General features: G+C 64.0%; 18 protein-coding genes and 1 pseudogene. 8 read left to right on the forward strand and 11 right to left on the reverse strand.

All coding sequences use genetic code 11. The features are described 5' to 3' along the window. Nucleotides 1-126: 126 nt before the first annotated feature. Both Amn_RS18105 and Amn_RS18110 read left to right on the forward strand, forming a co-directional pair. Nucleotides 127-762, forward strand: a complete 636-nt coding sequence (locus Amn_RS18105) for an ankyrin repeat domain-containing protein (RefSeq protein ID WP_286290853.1) — start codon at nt 127-129, stop codon at nt 760-762. A 184-nt stretch (nt 763-946) separates the two neighbouring features. After that, a complete protein-coding gene (locus tag Amn_RS18110) occupies nt 947-1,459 on the forward strand; it encodes a GNAT family N-acetyltransferase (protein ID WP_286290854.1) in 513 nt (170 codons plus the stop codon). Between the two features lie 11 nt (nt 1,460-1,470). On the opposite strand, the gene Amn_RS18115 is transcribed toward Amn_RS18110, so the two are convergent. From Amn_RS18115 to nthA, 3 genes are read right to left on the reverse strand one after another with little or no spacing between them, the layout of a single operon-like run. After that, on the reverse strand, nt 1,471-1,845 hold the full coding sequence (locus Amn_RS18115) for a nitrile hydratase accessory protein (RefSeq protein ID WP_286290855.1): 375 nt from the start codon (nt 1,843-1,845) through the stop codon (nt 1,471-1,473). Next, nucleotides 1,832-2,491 (reverse strand): nitrile hydratase subunit beta, encoded by a 660-nt coding sequence (gene nthB / locus Amn_RS18120; protein ID WP_286290856.1) that lies wholly within the window; start codon nt 2,489-2,491, stop codon nt 1,832-1,834. Before nthB ends, Amn_RS18115 begins: the two co-directional genes overlap by 14 nt. Further along, the gene (nthA, locus tag Amn_RS18125) at nt 2,488-3,099 is read right to left on the reverse strand and encodes a nitrile hydratase subunit alpha (RefSeq protein ID WP_286290857.1); all 612 of its coding nucleotides are present in this window, start codon (nt 3,097-3,099) and stop codon (nt 2,488-2,490) included. Before nthA ends, nthB begins: the two co-directional genes overlap by 4 nt. Nucleotides 3,100-3,197: 98 nt before the next feature. Between nthA and Amn_RS18130 the strand changes: the two are divergent. Both Amn_RS18130 and Amn_RS18135 read left to right on the forward strand, forming a co-directional pair. Continuing rightward, nucleotides 3,198-4,473: pseudogene (locus tag Amn_RS18130) on the forward strand (SDR family oxidoreductase). A 3-nt stretch (nt 4,474-4,476) separates the two neighbouring features. Further along, entirely contained in the window at nt 4,477-4,950 is a 474-nt protein-coding gene (locus Amn_RS18135) for a DUF2269 family protein (protein WP_286290858.1), read from the forward strand. On the opposite strand, the gene Amn_RS18140 is transcribed toward Amn_RS18135, so the two are convergent. The 4 genes from Amn_RS18140 to Amn_RS18155 form a co-directional block, all read right to left on the reverse strand. Next, entirely contained in the window at nt 4,951-5,547 is a 597-nt protein-coding gene (locus tag Amn_RS18140) for a LysE family translocator (protein WP_263006649.1), read from the reverse strand. Between the two features lie 122 nt (nt 5,548-5,669). Then, complete coding sequence (locus tag Amn_RS18145) at nt 5,670-6,389, reverse strand: glycine-rich domain-containing protein (protein WP_286290859.1); 720 nt, start codon at nt 6,387-6,389, stop codon at nt 5,670-5,672. Between the two features lie 152 nt (nt 6,390-6,541). Next, on the reverse strand, nt 6,542-7,114 hold the full coding sequence (gene ilvN / locus Amn_RS18150; protein WP_067960547.1) for an acetolactate synthase small subunit: 573 nt from the start codon (nt 7,112-7,114) through the stop codon (nt 6,542-6,544). 76 nt (nt 7,115-7,190) lie between these two features. Then, on the reverse strand, nt 7,191-8,942 hold the full coding sequence (locus Amn_RS18155) for an acetolactate synthase 3 large subunit (protein WP_269441465.1): 1,752 nt from the start codon (nt 8,940-8,942) through the stop codon (nt 7,191-7,193). 398 nt (nt 8,943-9,340) lie between these two features. On the opposite strand from Amn_RS18155, the gene Amn_RS18160 reads away from it, so the two are divergent. Beyond that, complete coding sequence (locus tag Amn_RS18160) at nt 9,341-11,167, forward strand: ATP-binding protein (RefSeq protein ID WP_263006646.1); 1,827 nt, start codon at nt 9,341-9,343, stop codon at nt 11,165-11,167. A gap of 26 nt (nt 11,168-11,193) precedes the next feature. Here Amn_RS18160 and Amn_RS18165 read toward each other — a convergent pair whose 3' ends face one another. Then, nucleotides 11,194-11,505 carry a hypothetical protein gene (locus tag Amn_RS18165; protein ID WP_067960538.1) on the reverse strand — a complete coding sequence of 104 codons (312 nt, stop codon included), beginning with the start codon at nt 11,503-11,505 and terminating at the stop codon, nt 11,194-11,196. A 216-nt stretch (nt 11,506-11,721) separates the two neighbouring features. Here Amn_RS18165 and Amn_RS18170 point away from each other — a divergent pair, with 216 nt between their 5' ends. Beyond that, nucleotides 11,722-12,537, forward strand: coding sequence for an alpha/beta fold hydrolase (locus Amn_RS18170; protein WP_286290860.1), 816 nt, complete (start codon nt 11,722-11,724; stop codon nt 12,535-12,537). A gap of 157 nt (nt 12,538-12,694) precedes the next feature. Here Amn_RS18170 and Amn_RS18175 read toward each other — a convergent pair whose 3' ends face one another. Beyond that, a complete protein-coding gene (locus Amn_RS18175) occupies nt 12,695-13,486 on the reverse strand; it encodes a GGDEF domain-containing protein (RefSeq protein WP_263006645.1) in 792 nt (263 codons plus the stop codon). A gap of 46 nt (nt 13,487-13,532) precedes the next feature. Then, nucleotides 13,533-14,510, reverse strand: a complete 978-nt coding sequence (miaA, locus tag Amn_RS18180; RefSeq protein WP_185910400.1) for a tRNA (adenosine(37)-N6)-dimethylallyltransferase MiaA — start codon at nt 14,508-14,510, stop codon at nt 13,533-13,535. Here miaA and serB point away from each other — a divergent pair. Continuing rightward, nucleotides 14,500-15,387 (forward strand): phosphoserine phosphatase SerB, encoded by an 888-nt coding sequence (gene serB, locus Amn_RS18185; protein ID WP_182573501.1) that lies wholly within the window; start codon nt 14,500-14,502, stop codon nt 15,385-15,387. The genes miaA and serB overlap by 11 nt on opposite strands. Then, entirely contained in the window at nt 15,384-15,956 is a 573-nt protein-coding gene (locus Amn_RS18190; RefSeq protein WP_154386661.1) for a GNAT family N-acetyltransferase, read from the forward strand. Before serB ends, Amn_RS18190 begins: the two co-directional genes overlap by 4 nt. 44 nt (nt 15,957-16,000) lie before the next feature. Here Amn_RS18190 and Amn_RS18195 read toward each other — a convergent pair whose 3' ends face one another. Continuing rightward, nucleotides 16,001-17,518, reverse strand: a complete 1,518-nt coding sequence (locus Amn_RS18195) for a DegQ family serine endoprotease (RefSeq protein ID WP_067960527.1) — start codon at nt 17,516-17,518, stop codon at nt 16,001-16,003. Between the last annotated feature and the right edge of the window lie 100 nt (nt 17,519-17,618).

The following is a 17,618-nucleotide window of genomic DNA, read 5'->3' on the forward strand; positions in this document are numbered from 1 at the left end:
AGCTGACAAGTTGGCCCAATAAGGTGCAGTCTTCCTCGGAAAGGGAACCCTCGCTCATCAGCCAACCGCGAGAAACCTGGCAAATTGTGATATCGTGGCGCGTGCATCTCCATGAAGGCGACTGACATGACCAGAAGCCTGCAAAGCGATGAAGCCGAGACCTGGCCTGCCCTGCTTGTGGCAGCGGAGCGCGGTGATGTAGACGCCGCCAGTGCGGAGCTTGCCGCCGGCGCCGACGTCAATCAGGCGGACGACGACGGCTGGTCGGCACTTCACCTGTCGGCCCTGAACGCCCATGTCCCAATGGTGGAAACGCTGCTCGGCCACCCGGACGTCGATGTGAATTGCAGGAACAGATGGAAGAGCACGCCGCTGAGCCTGGCCTCCGCCAAAGGCCACCACGCCTGCATTGTCGCCATCGTCGGACACCCGCAAACGGACATCAACGCAAAGGCGGAATATTACGGCAGGACGGCCCTGATCGAAGCCGCAAAGAACGGCCATGTTGATGTCGTCAGGCTGCTGGTGGAGCACGGCGCGGACGTCAATTCCACCGACAAAAGCGGACGAAACAACGCCCTCATCGAGGCCATCAAGGGACGCCACTACGCAATCGCGGAATATCTGCTGGATTCAGGGAAGCTGAACTTCCTCAACAAGGACACCAGGCTGAACGCCCTGATCTGGGCTGGAAGTGGCCACGATCACCCCTTCATCGAAAGGCTGGAAGCGTCGATCCGCAAGTTCTTCGACGGCGATTGAGCCGTCGTCGCGTTCGTGTCGTTCAGGCAAACACATCAACGACAGCACCCAAAATAAGGTCTTCGCGCCCCACCGATACGGCTTGTCCCGAGCCGATCGGCTGGCCTGTCAGTTTGCCCGGCTCCGCCATTGAGTTTTCCAAAGACTGCCGCTACGCCGCTCAGGATCGAAGAAAGCCCTTGTCTTGACGACAGATCCTGCAATCCCTCAAATCCGGCCGCTGATCCCGGCGGATGCTTCCGCCGTGCGCGACCTCTATGATCGCGCCGCCGACTTCGTCTTGCTGGAATCCGGCACGGAACCCACCGATCAGATGGTGGCGGACTTCTTCACCGACCATCCGCCCGGCAGCGATCTCGCGGCGTCTTGCAAACTTGGCATGTTCTTGCCCGGCGGAACGCTTGTCGCCATAGCCGACATGGCCTTCGGCTATCCTGAAACCGACGACGCCTATGTCGGGCTGCTGCTGATCGATCAGAACTGCCGTGGTGTGGGCCTCGGTCGCACTTTCCTCGACCACCTGACCGCCACAGCACAGGCGCGCAACGGGACACGGCTTCTGATTGCCGTGCTCGACGAAAACACCCGCGGCCGCGCCTTCTGGGAGCGCGAAGGCTTTCGACTGCTCCAGAGTATCCCGGATTTCAAGGCCGGCCTGAAAACCCACATCGTGCACCGTATGTGGCGGCAGCTCTAGGGCGCCGAGCCTTAGCGGATGCCAGGCGAATACGCGCTTTCCGGATCGTTCTCCAGCACGATCGGCTGGCCGTGCGGCGTGGCGTACGCGGCCCGCGCCCATGCGGCGGCGACAGCATCGACCTCGTCATGGCCGGCAAGCCCCTTTTCCGCCAACAGCCTCTCAAGCGCCGCCAGCCAGCGCTCGTAATAGTCGCTTCCATCGGCTGCTGCCTGCGGCCGCCTAACCTCCGCCGACAGCCGCTCGGCCCATTCCGCCCAGCTGAACAGGCCGCGCTCGTGCAGCGCCACCACCATGGCAAAGGCCTCGGCCTGCCAGGGCTCGGCGAAAACAGGCGCATCGGGCGCCCCTGTTCCTGCCGGAATCCCGGCCTCATGCCGGCTCAAGGTAGCTCTCCCAGGCATCGATGCTGACTTCAAGCGTCGGATCCGCCCCCTCGCCCCACAATTCGCCGCCGGAAAACACCACGGTGTAGACCCGTTGCGGGTTTTCGCCTCGGCCAGGCGCATTGCTGTCAGGGAAGACAAAACCGTCGCGCACAGCGTCGATCACCCCCTCCTTGCCGCGGGCATAACGCGGCAGGCGGGTGTGGCCGGTCGGGTGAAAATTCTTGGTCCGCACACGCTGACCAACCGAAAACCGCGCCAGCCCCTCCACCGGTCGGTCGCAAGGCCCGCCTCTGGCAAGCACAGCTGGCACATTTTCTGCTTTCAGCACCCGCTTGGGCGTCGCCGCCGGGTCGACAGCATCGCCAGCCTCGAGATCATTCTCCGTGACAAAGTTGTGTCGCTTGAGCAGCGTTTCCAGCGCCTTGATCCAGATCTCGTAGTAGCTCGACGCATAATAGTCGGCCGGGTGCAGGCTCTCGCGCGCATGTCGGCTTTCGTCAATGTTCCAGGCACCCATGGCGCCTGCCGTCAGCGTCACACCCAGCGCGCGCTTTTCCCATTCGGCGTGGAAATAAGGCTCGTCCTGTTCCGGCGCGACAGGCCCGAAGCCCATCTGCCCGCCGAGGTCGTGCGGTCCGTTCATGCCGCCTCCCGCGCGAGCGCCGTGCCGATCATCGAATCCCGAGTCACCAGTTCGGCAAGTTCTTCCTCGCTCCAGCCATCGGTATCTGCGGGCCGCTGTGGTACGACGAGATAGCGCAGCTCGGCGGTCGAATCCCAGACGCGAACCTTCTTGTCCGCCGCCAAGGTGAGCCCGAATTCTTCCAGTACACCACGCGGGTCGATCACCGCCCGACTGCGATAGGGCGGCGCCTTGTACCAGGCCGGCGGCAGGCCCAGCACCGACCACGGGTAGCAAGAGCACAAAGTGCAGACGACGAGGTTGTGCGTCTCGTCGGTGTTGAACACCGCTTGCATGTGCTCGCCCTGCCGCCCGCTATAACCAAGCGAGGCGATGGCGGCAGTCGCGTCGCGTTTCAGCCAGTCGGCAAATTCGGGATCGGACCACGCCCTGGCCACCACGCGCGCGCCGTTGCGTGGGCCGACCTTGGTCTCGTAGGTGTCGACGATGACGTCGATCGCCTCGGGGTCGATCAGGCCCTTCCTGGTCAGGATGGTCTCCAGCGCCCGCACGCGGGCGGCCATCGGATCGAGCTCATTGTCGTGATGGTGGTCATGGTCGTGTGACATGGCAGGAGGCTAAGCGCCGGCACGGCGCCACGCAAGCATCCTCGCCTTGGGCCAGCCGAGGTTTGCCGTGTCGCCCCGAAGCTGGCTATCGTTCCGCCATGCGGGTTCTGATTCTCGGCGGCAACGGCTTCATCGGTGCGGCGGTGGCAAGGTCGCTTGCCACGCGCGGGCATTCGGTCGTTGCATTGGCACGAGACACCGAAACTGCCGCCCGCCGCCATCCCGACTTCGACTGGGTCAAGGCCGACATCGCACAGCTGTCGCAGCCCGCGGACTGGCTTCCGCTGCTTCAAGGCATCGATGCCGTGGTCAATTGCGCCGGCGCACTGCAGGATGGTCCACGCGACGATGTCGCTGCTGTCCAGTTCGGCGCCATGAATGCGCTTTACCAGGTCGCGGCGCCGCGCCTCCTCGTCCAGATATCGGCGCGCACCGACGACGTCGCCGCCGACACCCCGTTCTTCGCCACCAAGCGGCAGGCCGACGCTGCTCTTCGGGCCTCTGGCCTGGCCTTCGTCATGCTGCGCCCCGCCATTGTCATCGGCCGCGCGGCCCATGGCGGCTCGGCATTGCTGCGGGCGCTGGCGGCGTTTCCGCTTGTAACCCCGCTGGTCCTGGGCGACAGCCGCATGCAATTCGTTGCGCTTGACGACGTCGCTGACGCCGTCGCCGACGCCTTGTCAGGCTCAAATCCCAGCCGGCAGTGACCTCGACCTGGCGGCGCCTGAGACAATGACGCTCGCTGAAGCCGTCGCACGCCATCGCCAATGGCTCGGCCTGCCGCCGGCACGCGTGCTTGCCCTTCCCGGTATTTTTGCCGGTATCGCCTCCAGTGCTGCCGACCTGCTTGGCGGGCTCGGCTGGCGTTCGCCCCTGCGTTCGACAGCACTCGCGGTCGCGGCCGGCGGCATCACGGCCCATGCGACCGTGGCCGGCCGCAAGCCGCACTCCCTCGACCAGACGCTGGCAGCAAATCCCGCCGGCGTGCAGGACTTGTGGTTCGCCCGGCTCTATCTGCTGAAACCGTTGGTGATCGGCACGCTTTGCCTGTTCTGGCTGCTCTCCGGTGTCGTCGCGCTGCTACGCTTCGATGCCTCGTCAGCGCATCTTGCCGCTGCCGGCGCATCCGAGAGGCTCGCTTCTGCCATCACCCTGGTCACCAGCCTTGCCGACATCGCGCTTGGCCTGGGCGTTGTCATCCGCCGCTATGCCAAACCGGCGCTGATCGGCATGGTCGTGCTTTCCCTTGGCTATCTCGCGTCGGCCACAGTGCTTGTTTCAGGCCTCTGGGCCGATCCGCTCGGTCCGCTGGTCAAGGTGCTGCCGTCGATCGTGCTGGCGCTGGTGGCGCTTGCCATTCTGGATGAGCGCTGAACGATGGAAGAAATCCTCCGCCTCGCCCACGTCCTCGGTGCCGCCGTGCTGTTCGGCACCGGGGCCGGCATCGCCTTTTTCATGGTCATGGCCCATCGCACGCGCGATCCCGCAACCATCGCCCATGTCGCCGGCACCGTGGTCGTCGCCGACACGATCTTCACCGCCACGGCGGTCATTCTGCAGCCGGTTACCGGGGCCTGGCTGGCGCATGAGGTCGGCTGGCCTCTGACAGAGAGCTGGATCGTCCTGTCGCTCGCACTCTACGTGCTGACCGGTCTGTTCTGGCTGCCTGTGGTGTTCATCCAGATCAAGATGCGGAACCTGGCGCGCGACGCCGCTGCCAGGGGGCGGCGCCTGCCCGACAGCTACTTCAGGCTCTACCGCGTCTGGTTCGCCTGCGGCTTCCCAGCCTTCTTCAGCGTCATTGCCATCTTCTGGCTGATGCTGAACCGGCCGGCGATCGAGCTATTCTGACTATTTCAGCATCGGCCACAGCGTCGCCGCCAAAAGCACGCCCATGGCAATGTTGAACCATTTCAACCGCACCGGGTCGGCGAGGAAACCGCGCAGCGCCATGCCGAAACCGGCCCAGCACGACACGCTCGGCACGTTCACCACGGCAAAGGCAGCGGAAATGATCAGCACCGACAGGAACGGCGCTTCGGTGCTGGTGTAAAGCGCCATCGCGGTAACGGCCATCACCCAGGCCTTCGGATTGATCCACTGGAAGGCGGACGCTTCGAGAAATGTCATCGGCTGGCCCTTGCTTTCGCCGTCCTTGCCGAGCGAACGCGACATGGCGATGCGCCAGGCAAGATACAGCAGATAGGCCCCGCCGGCGATCTTCAGCACCAGATGCAGCGCCGGAAACGCCGTCAGCACCGCGCCCAGCCCGAAGCCGACGCCAAGCAGTAGGGACAAGAATCCGAAGCCGATGCCGAGCATGTGCGGGATCGTGCGCACGAAGCCAAAATTCACGCCCGAGGCCAAAAGCATGAAATTGTTCGGTCCCGGGGTGACCGAGGTCACGAACGCATAGACCAGCAGTGCAAGGAATGCGTCGTAGGTCATCGATCCCTCCCTTTGGGTAATTTTATGTCAGCATTACTGACCTTATTTGAAAGATTCGGCAACGATCCAGTGACGTTCAAGCGCTAAGCCAGATATGCCGGAACGCCTCAATGGCGGCAGCCTCAATCACCGCCGCCGCAGCCGCCACCATCGCCATCTCCGCTGCTGCCACCGGCGCCGCAACCGCTATCCCCGGCTGCCGAACGGCGCCGGCGCCGACGCCTGATTGGCAGGAACGCAATCGCGGCGATGAAACCCGCCACGCACAGGCCCACGCCGATCTCCTTTCCGATCATGCCACTGCTCCAGAGCAGCGAAACCGTAATCACGATCAAAACCAGGGCGATCCCGAAGGTGATCTCGGCCGCGGGCAGGACCGCGGATCCCAGTCCGAGCGCCCCGGCCGCCAGAGGCCGATCCCTGGCATCAGCGGCAGGCCACACGGTGGCATCGGGAGCCTCGCCGAACTCCTCGGTCAGAAATTCAAGAGTCCTGGCGTAGGCATCACGCAGGTGTCCCTGGCTCTCGTCCGCGCCTCGGCTCGGATAGTGGTGGACCTCCTGCCCCAACGTCTCGTCGCAGAAGCGTTTCCAGTAGTCCTTGGTGTAGATCAGATGGAGGTGCCAGACCTTATCGACGTCGGGCGACGGGCTGAGCATGTCATCGGAAATGCAGACCAGATAGATAAAGCGGCGGTACTGATCGATGGCCGTCTTGGTGCGCTCGGGCGTCCAGCCGTTGTCCCGCGCCAGCCGCACCGAAAACGGAGCTTCGGCTTGCGGATCGTCGAAGTCGTAGCCGGTGATCTTGTTCCAGAGATCCTGGTCGGTCAGGTCGTTCATCTTGAGGCTGTGAAGTTGAGCTTGAACGCCCGGAACCTACACTGCCCGGACGTTGTTGCAATCACCCTCAGCAGCCAGAGGCCGCCAACGACTGGCCCCGAACGATCGCGTGGCCAGGCATGTAGGGCGTCGGCCGAAACCGCGCCCTGCCCTCACATCCCCTGTGGGCCGCGGTTCATCGCCGCCACTCCGGTGCGGCAGACCTCGACCAGGCCGAGCGGCTTCATGATGGCGATGAACTGCTCGATCTTCGACACCTTGCCGGTCAGCTCGAAGATGAAGTGTTCGGTGTTGGCGTCGATCACCTTGGCGCGGAAGGCGTCGGCCAGGCGCAGCGCCTCGACGCGGGCGTCGCCGGTGCCCGACACCTTGACCAGCGCCAGCTCGCGCTCCAGCGCGCCGCCGGTCCCCAGTTCCTGCGCAGTGACCGTCAGGTCGACGACGCGGTGCACCGGCACGATCCTCTCGAGCTGGTGCTTGATCTGCTCGAGCACATGCGGCGTGCCGCGCGTCACGATGGTGATGCGTGACAGGTGCTTCTCATGCTCCGTCTCAGAGACGGTCAGGCTTTCGATGTTGTAGCCGCGGCCGGAAAACAGGCCGATGACGCGGGCAAGCACGCCCGGTTCGTTGTCGACCAGCACCGATAGCGTGTGGGTTTCCGGCTTCTCGGTTTCCTTGGCAATGAAATAGGCCGAACCGGTGGGCTGTAGCTGTGCGTTCATAAGATGAATCTCGATCTCAGGCGTTTGCGCCAACTCGTTGATTGTGCGGCCTTCCCCGAAGGCCGCACGCGGTCCGTCACACCAGTTCGCGGCCCTTGGCGTCGATGGCGTTGGCCACCGCCTCGTCGGTCGCCTCGTCCGGTAGCAGCATCTCGTTATGCGCCTTGCCCGACGGGATCATCGGGAAGCAGTTGGCGAGGGTCGCCACGCGGCAATCGAAAATCACCGGTTTCTTCACCGAGATCATCTCCTTGATCGCGTCGTCGAGCTCGTCCGGCTTGTCACAGCGAATGCCGTGGCCGCCATAGGCTTCCGCCAGCTTGACGAAGTCGGGCATCGCCTCGGTGTAGGAATGCGACAGGCGATTGCCGTGCAGCAGTTGCTGCCACTGGCGCACCATGCCCATATAGGAGTTGTTGAGAATGAACACCTTGATCGGCGCATCATACTGCAGCGCCGCGCTCATCTCCTGGATGCACATCTGCACCGAAGCGTCGCCGGCGATGTCGATGACGAGCGATTCAGGATGCGCGATCTGCACGCCGAGTGCTGCCGGCAGTCCGTAGCCCATCGTGCCCAGGCCACCCGAGGTCATCCAGCGGTTCGGCTTCTCGAAGCCGTAGTGCTGGGCCGCCCACATCTGGTGCTGGCCGACCTCTGTCGTGATGTAGGTGTCGAGGTGCTTGGTGTTCTCATACAGCCGCTGGATCGCGTATTGCGGCATGATCACGTCGCTGTTCTGCTTGTAGGCGTAGCTGTCGCGGGCGCGCCACTTGGCGATCTGCTCCCACCACGGATACAGCGTCTTCTTGTCCGCCTTGGCGGTCGCCCGCCACAACCGCACCATATCTTCCAGCACGCGGCCAACATCGCCCAGGATCGGCACGTCGGCACGCACGTTCTTGTTGATCGACGACGGATCGATGTCGATGTGGATCTTTTTCGAGTTCGGCGAGAACGCATTGAGGCGGCCGGTGATGCGGTCATCGAAGCGCGCGCCAATGCAGACCATGACGTCGCAGTCATGCATCGCCATGTTGGCTTCGTAGCTGCCATGCATACCCAGCATGCCGAGCCAGTTCTTGCCCGATGCCGGATAGGCGCCGAGGCCCATCAGCGTCGAGGTGATCGGGAAGCCGGTCAGGTCGACCAGCTCGCGCAGCAGGTGACTTGCTTCCGCGCCGGAGTTCACCACGCCGCCGCCGGAATAGATGATCGGCCGCTTGGCGGTGGCCATCAGGGCAACGGCTTCCTTGACCTTCTCCAGGTCACCCTGGACCTTGGGCTGGTAAGAGGTGCGCGGCGCAGTCTGCGGCGGTGTGTAGGTGCCCCGGGCAAACTGCACATCCTTGGGGATGTCGACCACGACCGGGCCAGGACGGCCGGTGGTGGCGACATGGAAGGCCTCGTGCAGGATGCCGGCCAGTTCGTTGACGTCCTTCACCAGCCAGTTGTGCTTGGTGCACGGCCGGGTGATGCCGACGGTGTCGCATTCCTGGAAGGCGTCGGAGCCGATCAGCGAGGTCGGCACCTGGCCGGTGATGCAGACCAGCGGGATCGAATCCATCAGCGCATCCTGCAGCGGCGTCACCGCATTGGTGGCGCCCGGCCCCGACGTCACCAGCATCACGCCGGCCTTGCCGGTCGAGCGCGCATAACCTTCGGCGGCATGGCCCGCACCCTGCTCGTGGCGCACCAATATGTGCTGGACGTCGTCCTGCTGGAACAGTTCGTCATAGATCGGAAGGACGGCGCCGCCGGGATAGCCGAAGAGGTGCTTGACGCCATTGTCCTTCAGCGCCTGCACCACCATTTCGGCGCCGGTCATTTCGCGTCGTCCGCTGTCACTATGTCCGCTCATCGGTCCGTCCCGTCTTTCCTTCGCCGTTCTCGGCGGTTGCTGCTCGTTTAGTCCTGTTTCGGGCAATAAAAAAGGCCCCCGAGGGAGCCTTCACATTTGCGCATGGGGGGATTTCGCCCGGCGGTTACACCGCCTTGCCCACGCGCAGTCCTACTACGAGAATGAGTGTCTTGTTCATGGGCGCGGACGTTAGTGCGCGAGACGCCGCGCTGTCAACCGGGCGCAGCAATTTTTCCGCAACGTCACCCGGTGCTTCGGAAGCTGCAATGCGAGCGTTTCGTTTAACGATCGCTACACCATCAACCATCACCCCACCTTAACCGCACAGCGCTATTCTCTTGGTCAGATTTGGGGGATTTACTGGGATGTACTTCGAACGTCAGGCCGAGGGCGGAGAAACCACCTCTCAGGAGCGACGCGACCCGAAACAGGACGACGCCCGCATCCTTGGCCATGTCGTGCAGTGCGACGGCGCCCGCGCGGTCATCAGCGCCTATGCCGAAGGCGCCTCGGCCGCAGTCGGCCTGTGGACCGTCGGTCGCATGATCTGCATCAATCTCGGCGAAACCCGCACCATCGGCCTGGTCTATTCCATCGCCAAGTCCGACCGCTCGTGGAGCAGCGAAGGCGACAACCCCATCGAGGTTAATGTCGAGCTGATCGGAGAGGTTCGTGACGTGGGCACCGACAAGCACCCGGTGTTCGACCGCGGCATCACCGCCTATCCCTATATCGGCGCCATCGCCCATCGCATACGCAGCCGCGACCTGCAGGCGGTCTACGACCTTGCCGGACGCCGCACCGTCACCATCGGCCAGCTTTCCCAGGACGATACTATCGACGCCTGTATCGCGATCGACGAGACCCTTGCCCGCCATTTTGCCGTCGTCGGCACGACAGGCGTCGGCAAATCGACTGCCGTCTCGCTCCTGCTGCGCAAGGCGATTTCGGCACGGCCCGATTTGCGCGTCCTAATCATGGACCCGCACAACGAGTTCGCTGCATCGCTGCCGGAGCACTGCGTCAAGGTCGACACCAATTCGCTCGACCTGCCCTTCTGGCTGTTCCGCCTCGAGGAGTTCTCGGAAGTGCTGTTTCGCGGCCGCGAGACCGACGCCGACGAGATCGACGTGCTGCGCGACCTCATTCCGGTCGCCAAGAACCTCTACCGCAGTCCCCAAGGCGGCGCCTTCCTGCGCCGTGGCGTCGACGCGCTGACCGCGGACACGCCCGTGCCCTACCGCATCGCAGACCTGATCAAGCAGATCGACGAACGCATGGGCCTGCTCGAATCGAAGAACGAGCGCCCGATCCTGAAGTCGCTGCGCACCCGCATCGAGTCGGCGCTGGCCGATCCGCGCTACCGCTTCATGTTCCATTCCAGGCTGATCGAGGACACCATCCACGAGACCATCGGCAACATCTTCCGCGTGCCGACGCATGGCCGTCCGGTCACCTGCTTCGAAATGGCAGGCATGCCGTCGGAAGTCGTCAATTCGGTCTGTTCGGTGCTCGCCCGCCTCGCTTTCGACCTTGCGCTGTGGAGCGAAGGGCGCCTCAAGCTGCTGCTGCTGTGCGAAGAAGCCCATCGCTACATGCCCGCCGATCACAGGCTCGGCTTTGCGCCGACGCGCCACGCGCTGTCGCGCATCGCCAAGGAGGGCCGCAAATATGGCTGCTACCTCGGCGTCGTCACCCAGCGCCCGGGCGAACTTGACCCCACAATCCTGTCGCAATGCTCGACCGTTTTCGCCATGCGCCTCGCCAACGAACAGGACCAGGCGATCATCCGCTCGGCCATCGCCGATTCCTCCGCCTCGACACTCTCCTTCCTGTCGTCGATGGGCCAGCGTGAGGCCATCGCCTTTGGCGAAGGCGTCGCCACCACAATGCGCCTGAAGTTCGAAAAGCTTTCGGACGAACTTATCCCCGGCACCGGCAAGCGTGCCGCCGAGGCGCCGACGAGCAGCGGCGACGACGTCGATCTGGCCGCCGTCGTCGAGCGCCTGCGCAACGTGCCAAAACCGCAAGCAACGGCACTCGGCTTCGCCGAAGTCGTCGACGTCCAGCGCCAGGCAGGCGACAGCGACTACCGCAAACCGGCAGCGCCGAGGCCGCAGCCGGACGACGATTTCGATACCCGCTTCGGCCTGCGCCCCTCGACCTTCGGCGGCCGTCCGCCACAGGACTGAACGGGCTCAAGAATGGCTGTTCAAGTTCAGATTCCCGAACCGTCCAGCTGTTCCTCGTCATCGCCTTCCCAGGGCGTCGGCATTTCAGGGGAATTCTTGCTCAGATTGGCTGTAGGAAGCGGCATCCAGCATTTCAGTTCCGGATCGGCATAGCCGATGATGCAGCCCGGGTAGGAATCGCCGGCGCGCCAGCCTTCGATGCCGAATGCGTCGGGCCGGGCCCAGTAGGCCACGTCGACCTCCGCCGGTCCCTGTTCGGAAGGCCGCACGGTGACCAGAATCCGGCTGCCGTCCTTTGGCGCGCTCGCCATGTTCCGCCACCGGTCTGAATCGTCCATTCGTCGTCCTCCTCTGCCCTGATGCGGCCGCAGCCATTCAGACGGCGGCAGGATCAGTGTTGCGTCGTTCGACGAGGACGTCCAGCGGCAAGTTAGAGCCAAGGTCTATGGCAGATGAATTCCGTCGCCTTGGCGCAGTCGCCATCCGGCGCTGAGCCATGACATCTGCCGCCGCAGCCGCGACCATGAGAGCCGGCATACCGTGGAGAAAAGCGCATGGCCGAATGGACGCTTTCCGAATCGGTCTCGACCAGCGCCGGCCGTATCAGCGCCGGCCGCGCCGGCGATGGCCCCGACCTCGTGCTCGCGCATGGCTGGCCTTGGTCGTCCTTCTCCTGGCACCGGGTCATCCCTGATCTGGCGCGGCGATACCGGGTGCACTGGTACGACATGCCAGGCTACGGGCAATCGGACAAGGTCGCCACGCAGCGGACTTCGCTCGATGTCCAGGGTGAGATTTTCGCCGAGATGCTTGCCCACTGGCAACTCGTGCGCCCCTCGGTCATTGCCCACGACTTCGGTGGTGCCACCACCTTGCGAGCGCACCTTCTGCTTGGCTGCGACTACGACCGCTACGTCCTGATGAACGTTGTGGCGATGCGCCCCTGGGGCTCGGCATTCTTCGATCACATGGGCAAGCACGTCGAGGCCTTCCAGGGTCTGCCGACCCACATCCACCGGGCGCTTGTGGAGGCCTACATCAGGGGCGCCCTGGTCGGCACGGTCGCAGATGACGACATCCGCGGCCTGGTCGAGCCATGGCTAACGGACGACGGATCTGCCAGCTTTTACAGGCAGTTTGCCCAGGCCGACGAGCGTTACACGGCAGAGGTCGAGCCCCTGTTTGGAAATGTGCGCTGCCTGGTGCAGATCATCTGGGGAGAAGACGATCCCTGGATCCCGCTTGAGCGGGCGAAGGCCCTTCACGCGCTTATGCCGCAGGCAGGTTTCGAAACGATTCCCTATATTGGCCACATGCCACAGCTGGAAGCGCCCAAACGTTTCTTGGCCAGCCTGGAGGACTTTCTCTAACGGCTCCGCAGTGCCTATTGCTATCGGGGAATTCGTCAGGTCGTGCCGAATGGCGTGGGTTTCGAGAACCGGAACGGAGCGGACACCAAGTCCGTGAGCACGGGAAGCGGAGAAAACCGCGTCAGGCGGCCGGCATCACGAATTCAGCGATAGGAATTCACGCGCAGACGCGGTTGCGGCCCTGCCGCTTGGCTTCGTAGAGTTGTTTGTCGGCGCGGCGATAGAACTCTTCGGCCGTTTCCTCGCGGTCCCACAAGGCGAGGCCGAAGCTCGAGGTGACGTTGAGGTGCGCGCCGCCTGCCTCGATGGCCATGCCGGCGATCGCCTTGCGCATGCGCTCGGCGAAGCGCTGCAGAAGCTCGATGTCCATGTTGGGCGCGACGATGGCGAATTCCTCGCCGCCCAGCCGCGCCACCACGTCGTGATATCTCGTCATGCTCTTGAGGCACTTGGCGACAGAGCGCAGAACCTCGTCGCCGGCGTCGTGCCCATAGGTGTCGTTGACCTGCTTGAAGTGGTCGAGATCAAGGATCATCAGCCCGACAGGCCTGTCGATGCGGCGAAACTCGCCGAGATATTCCCGCAATGCATCGTCGAAATAGCGCCGGTTCTGCATGCCTGTCAGACCGTCGGTGAGTGCCGCCTGTTCAAGCGTGCGCGACCGCTCGCTCAGCGACGCCGTCATCTGGCGCAGCTCGCCGCCTTCCTTCACCTGCGTGCGGATCTGCGGAAAAATGAAGAACACGCCGTAGACAAGCGTACCGCTCAAAAGCAGTGCGATCATGAACAGCAGCCGCTCGACGGCCTCGACGCTCTGCACCCAGCCGGGCGTGTAAAGCGCCTCCGCGGCCCCCTGCATCTGGCCCCAGGCGTAGAAAATCCCCAGCGCTGCCGACAAAATCAGCGCACTGAAGATGAAAAACGCGGTTTCAGCCCGGTGAAAGCGCATGATGATCCTAGTGGAACCCCTGCGCGGGTTATGTCATGGCTGCGCCTTACGGACGGTTAATCCCTGCCGCCACTTCCGATGCATCGGCGCCTCCGGACGTCCGTCCGGCCTCGCCGCCGATTCGTTGCCACTCCGGCCCGAACTGGTTGCGGAACCACGTCGATTGCCGCTTCGAATATTGGCGCGTGGCGATCTTGGCACGTTCGATCGCCTCGTCGAAGCTCATCTCGCCGGCTATGGCCGCCGCCAGTTCGCGCACACCGATCGCCTTCATCGCCGGCAGTTCGGGCGCAAGCCGCATCGCCATGATTTCCTTGACCTCGTCCAGCGCGCCGCCCTCGATCATCCTGTCGAAACGCTGGTCGATGCGCTTGATCAGAAGGTCCCGTTCCGGCGCGATGACGATGAAGCGCGCCGTGGCGAAGTCGATCAGCGGATGGCCCTTGTCGGCCTGCCATTTCAGGATCGAGCGGCCCGACGCCTCCAACACCTCCAGCGCGCGCACGATCCGCTGGCCGTCGCTGGCTTTCAGCCGCATCGCCACCTCGCTGTCGACGTGCATCAGCACGCGATGCAGCCGCGGCGCACCTTCCTCGTTGAGGCGCCAGCGCCAGCGATCCCTGATCTCGGCTGGGATTTCGGGCATCTCCGAAATACCCTCGGCGAGCCCCCGAAAATAAAGCCCGGTTCCGCCGACGAACACAGGCGGCTTTTCGGCAAACAGTCCGCTGTCGGCCAGCACGGCGACGTCGCGCAGCCAGTTGCCGGTCGAATAGGCCGTCGCCGGCGAGACATGGCCGTAGAGGAAGTGGCGCACGCGTGTCAGATCGTCGGCGCTCGGGCGCGCCGTCAGCACGTCGAGCACGCCATAGACCTGCATCGAATCGGCATTGACGATGACGCCGCCGTCACGCTCGGCGAGTTCGAGCGCCAACGCCGACTTGCCGCTGGCGGTCGGCCCGGCTATCAGGGTCGCGTTCTTGATGCGCCCCTCGCTAGTCCCGGAATTTTTGATGCCGCTGATCGCCACGCTGATTTCCCATCCGGACCGCGCTCTGCTGGCTCCGTCCCTTGCCGATAAGGCCTCTCGCGCCCTGGGCGCAAGCGCCATTGTGTGGCTGGCCGAGGCCGTTGCCTGCGACATCGCCCTGCCAGCGGGACTTTCGGCCGACGATGCCCATGCGTCGCTTGCCGCCGCCCTCTCCGGCGAAGCCATCGATTTTGCCATTCAGGACAACGCGACACGTAGGAAAAAGATCCTCATCGCCGACATGGATTCGACGATGATCGACCAGGAATGCATCGACGAGCTCGCCGACGAGATCGGCGTCAAGGATCGTGTCGCCGACATCACCGCGCGCTCGATGAATGGCGAGATCGCCTTCGAGCCGGCGCTGCGCGAGCGTGTCGCGCTGCTTGCCGGTCTCGACGCCGCAGTCATCGACCGCATCATCGACACCAGGCTGACACTCACCTCCGGCGGCAAAACGCTGGTCGCCACCATGAAGGCGCATGGTGCCTATACCGCCCTCGTCTCCGGCGGCTTCGACGTCTTCACCTCGCGCATCGCCGCCAAGCTCGGCTTCGACGAAAACCGCGCCAACCACCTGATTGAGGCCGACGGCAAGCTCACCGGAAAGGTTTCCGAGCCGATCCTCGGCCGCGCCGCCAAGGCCGCTGCGCTCAACGAGATTTCTACCCGCCTCAGCCTCACCCCGACCGACGCGATGGCCGTCGGTGATGGCGCCAACGATCTCGACATGATCCGCCTCGCCGGCTCGGGCGTTGCTCTTCATGCCAAGCCGTCGGTGGCCGCCCAAGCCAAGATACGCATCGACAATTCCGATCTTACCGCCCTGCTCTACCTCCAGGGCTACAGCGCGCGCGAATTCGCGCGATGAAGGAGATTCGTACTGAGCGTTTGATCCTGCGCAACTGGGAAGAGCGCGACCGTGCCCTCTTCCACCGCATCAACTCCGACGACTTGGTGATGGAGTTCTTCGGCATGCGCCGCAGCCGCGCAGAGAGCGACGGGTTGCTGGACAAGCTGCGCGCCGGCATCGACAGCGACGGCTTTGGCTTCGCCGCTGCCGAAATTGCCGGAACAGGCGAATGCATCGGCTTCGTCGGCCTGCTGCGCACCGACCTCGAACCGTTCATCCCCAAGGGCACGCTCGAAATCGGCTGGCGTCTTGCACCAGAGTTCTGGGGCAAGGGCTATGTCACCGAGGCGGCGGATGCCTGGCTCGATTTTGCTTTCGAGGCGATCGGCGACGATGAAGTCGTCTCGTTCGCCGTCTGGAACAATAATCGCTCGACGGCGGTCATGCAGCGCCTCGGAATGCGGGCGGAGCCGTCGCGCAATTTCGACCACCCGCGCGTTCCCGACGCCCATCCAGAGCTCAAGCGCCACGTCTTCTACAGCCTCAAGCGGAACCAGTGGCAAGAACGGAAAAAGGCGGCCAACTAGCCGCCTTTTCCTTGTCTTTCAGGGGTTTGCCTGAATCTCCTGACTCAATCCATCCGGATCGTCACGAAGCGCAGTTCACCCGTCTTGGACGCCAGCATCAGCAGCGCGTTCTTGCGACCCTGCTCCTTGAGCGCGGCGATCCGGTCGGTCACTTCCTTCGGCGTCGACACCGATTCCTGAGCGATCTCGGTGATCACCTCGCCGGCGACGATTCCGCGCTCTGCGGCAGCTGAATCCTTGGCAACGGCAGTGACCACCGCGCCTGACACCTCGGCAGCGATGCCGAACTTGGCACGCGCGTCGCTGTCGAGTTCGCCGATGGTCATGCCGAGCACGCTTGCCGTGGCGACCTCGGCACCCTTGTCGGCGCCCTCTTCCGGCTTGGCGGCCTCGCCTTCAGCCAGCTTCTCGCCGTCCTCGAGCCGACCGAGCGTCACCTTGACGGTCTGCTCGACGCCCTTGCGCACGATCACCACGTCAACGGCCTTGCCGACGGGGCTTTCAGCGACGACGCGCGGCAGGTCGCGCATTTCGACGACGTCCCTGCCGTCGAACTTGATCACCACGTCGCCGGGCAGGATCTGGCCCTTGTCGACCGGTCCGCCCTTGATGATGCCGGCAATCAGCGCGCCCTTGGCGGTGGCCATGCCGAGGCTCTCGGCAATGTCGTCGGTGACAGGCTGGATGCGCACGCCGAGCCAGCCGCGACGGGTTTCGCCGAACTCGGCGAGTTGGTTGACAACGCCGACCGCGATCTCGGCCGGGATCGAGAAACCAATGCCGATCGAACCGCCCGAGGGCGAGATGATCGCCGTGTTGATGCCGATGACCTCGCCATCCATGTTGAACAGCGGCCCGCCCGAATTGCCGCGGTTGATCGCAGCGTCGGTCTGGATGAAGTCGTCATAGGGGCCGGAATTGATGTCGCGGTTACGCGCCGAAATGATGCCGACGGTGACCGTGCCGCCAAGCCCGAACGGGTTGCCGATCGCCATCACCCAGTCGCCGATGCGCATCTTGTCGGAATCGCCGAACTTCACCGCGGTCAGCTTCTTGGCCTTCGGGTCGATCTTCAGCACCGCAATGTCGGTCTTGGTGTCGGTGCCGACCAGCTCGGCCTTCAGCTTCGAGCCGTCGGAGAAATTGACCTCGATCTCGTCGGCGTCGGCGATGACGTGGTTGTTGGTGACGACGATGCCTTTTTCGGCATCGATGACGAAGCCGGAGCCGAGCGACTGCACCTTCTGGGAGCCGCCATTGTTCTGGCCTTCGCGGTTCTTGAAGAACTCGTCGAAGAAATCCTGGAACGGCGAGCCCTCGGGAAGCTGCGGCATCGGAACCGCGTTCTCGTCCTCACCGCCCTCGCTGCCCTTGACGGTCTGCGACGTCGAGATGTTGACAACCGCGCCCAGCAGGCCCTCGGCGAGGTTGGCGACCGACTCCGGTCCTTGCGCCAGCGCCGGCGTCACGAAGGACGGGGCGACGGAGGCGCCGATCATCAGCGCCGTGGTGGCGGCCAGAGAGGCCTTTCGCATGGCGCGCAAAAGGGGCGTGGAAATCATAGGGAAGCCTCCCGGGGCTGTCATGGCATAGATCGCGCCCGGGCCGTCCGGACGCGAAGCGTCATGATGGAAACAAATAAGGCCTGTTTGCGACCATTGC

This window comes from Aminobacter sp. Y103A, from assembly GCF_030294925.1.
GTDB lineage: Bacteria > Pseudomonadota > Alphaproteobacteria > Rhizobiales > Rhizobiaceae > Aminobacter > Aminobacter ciceronei.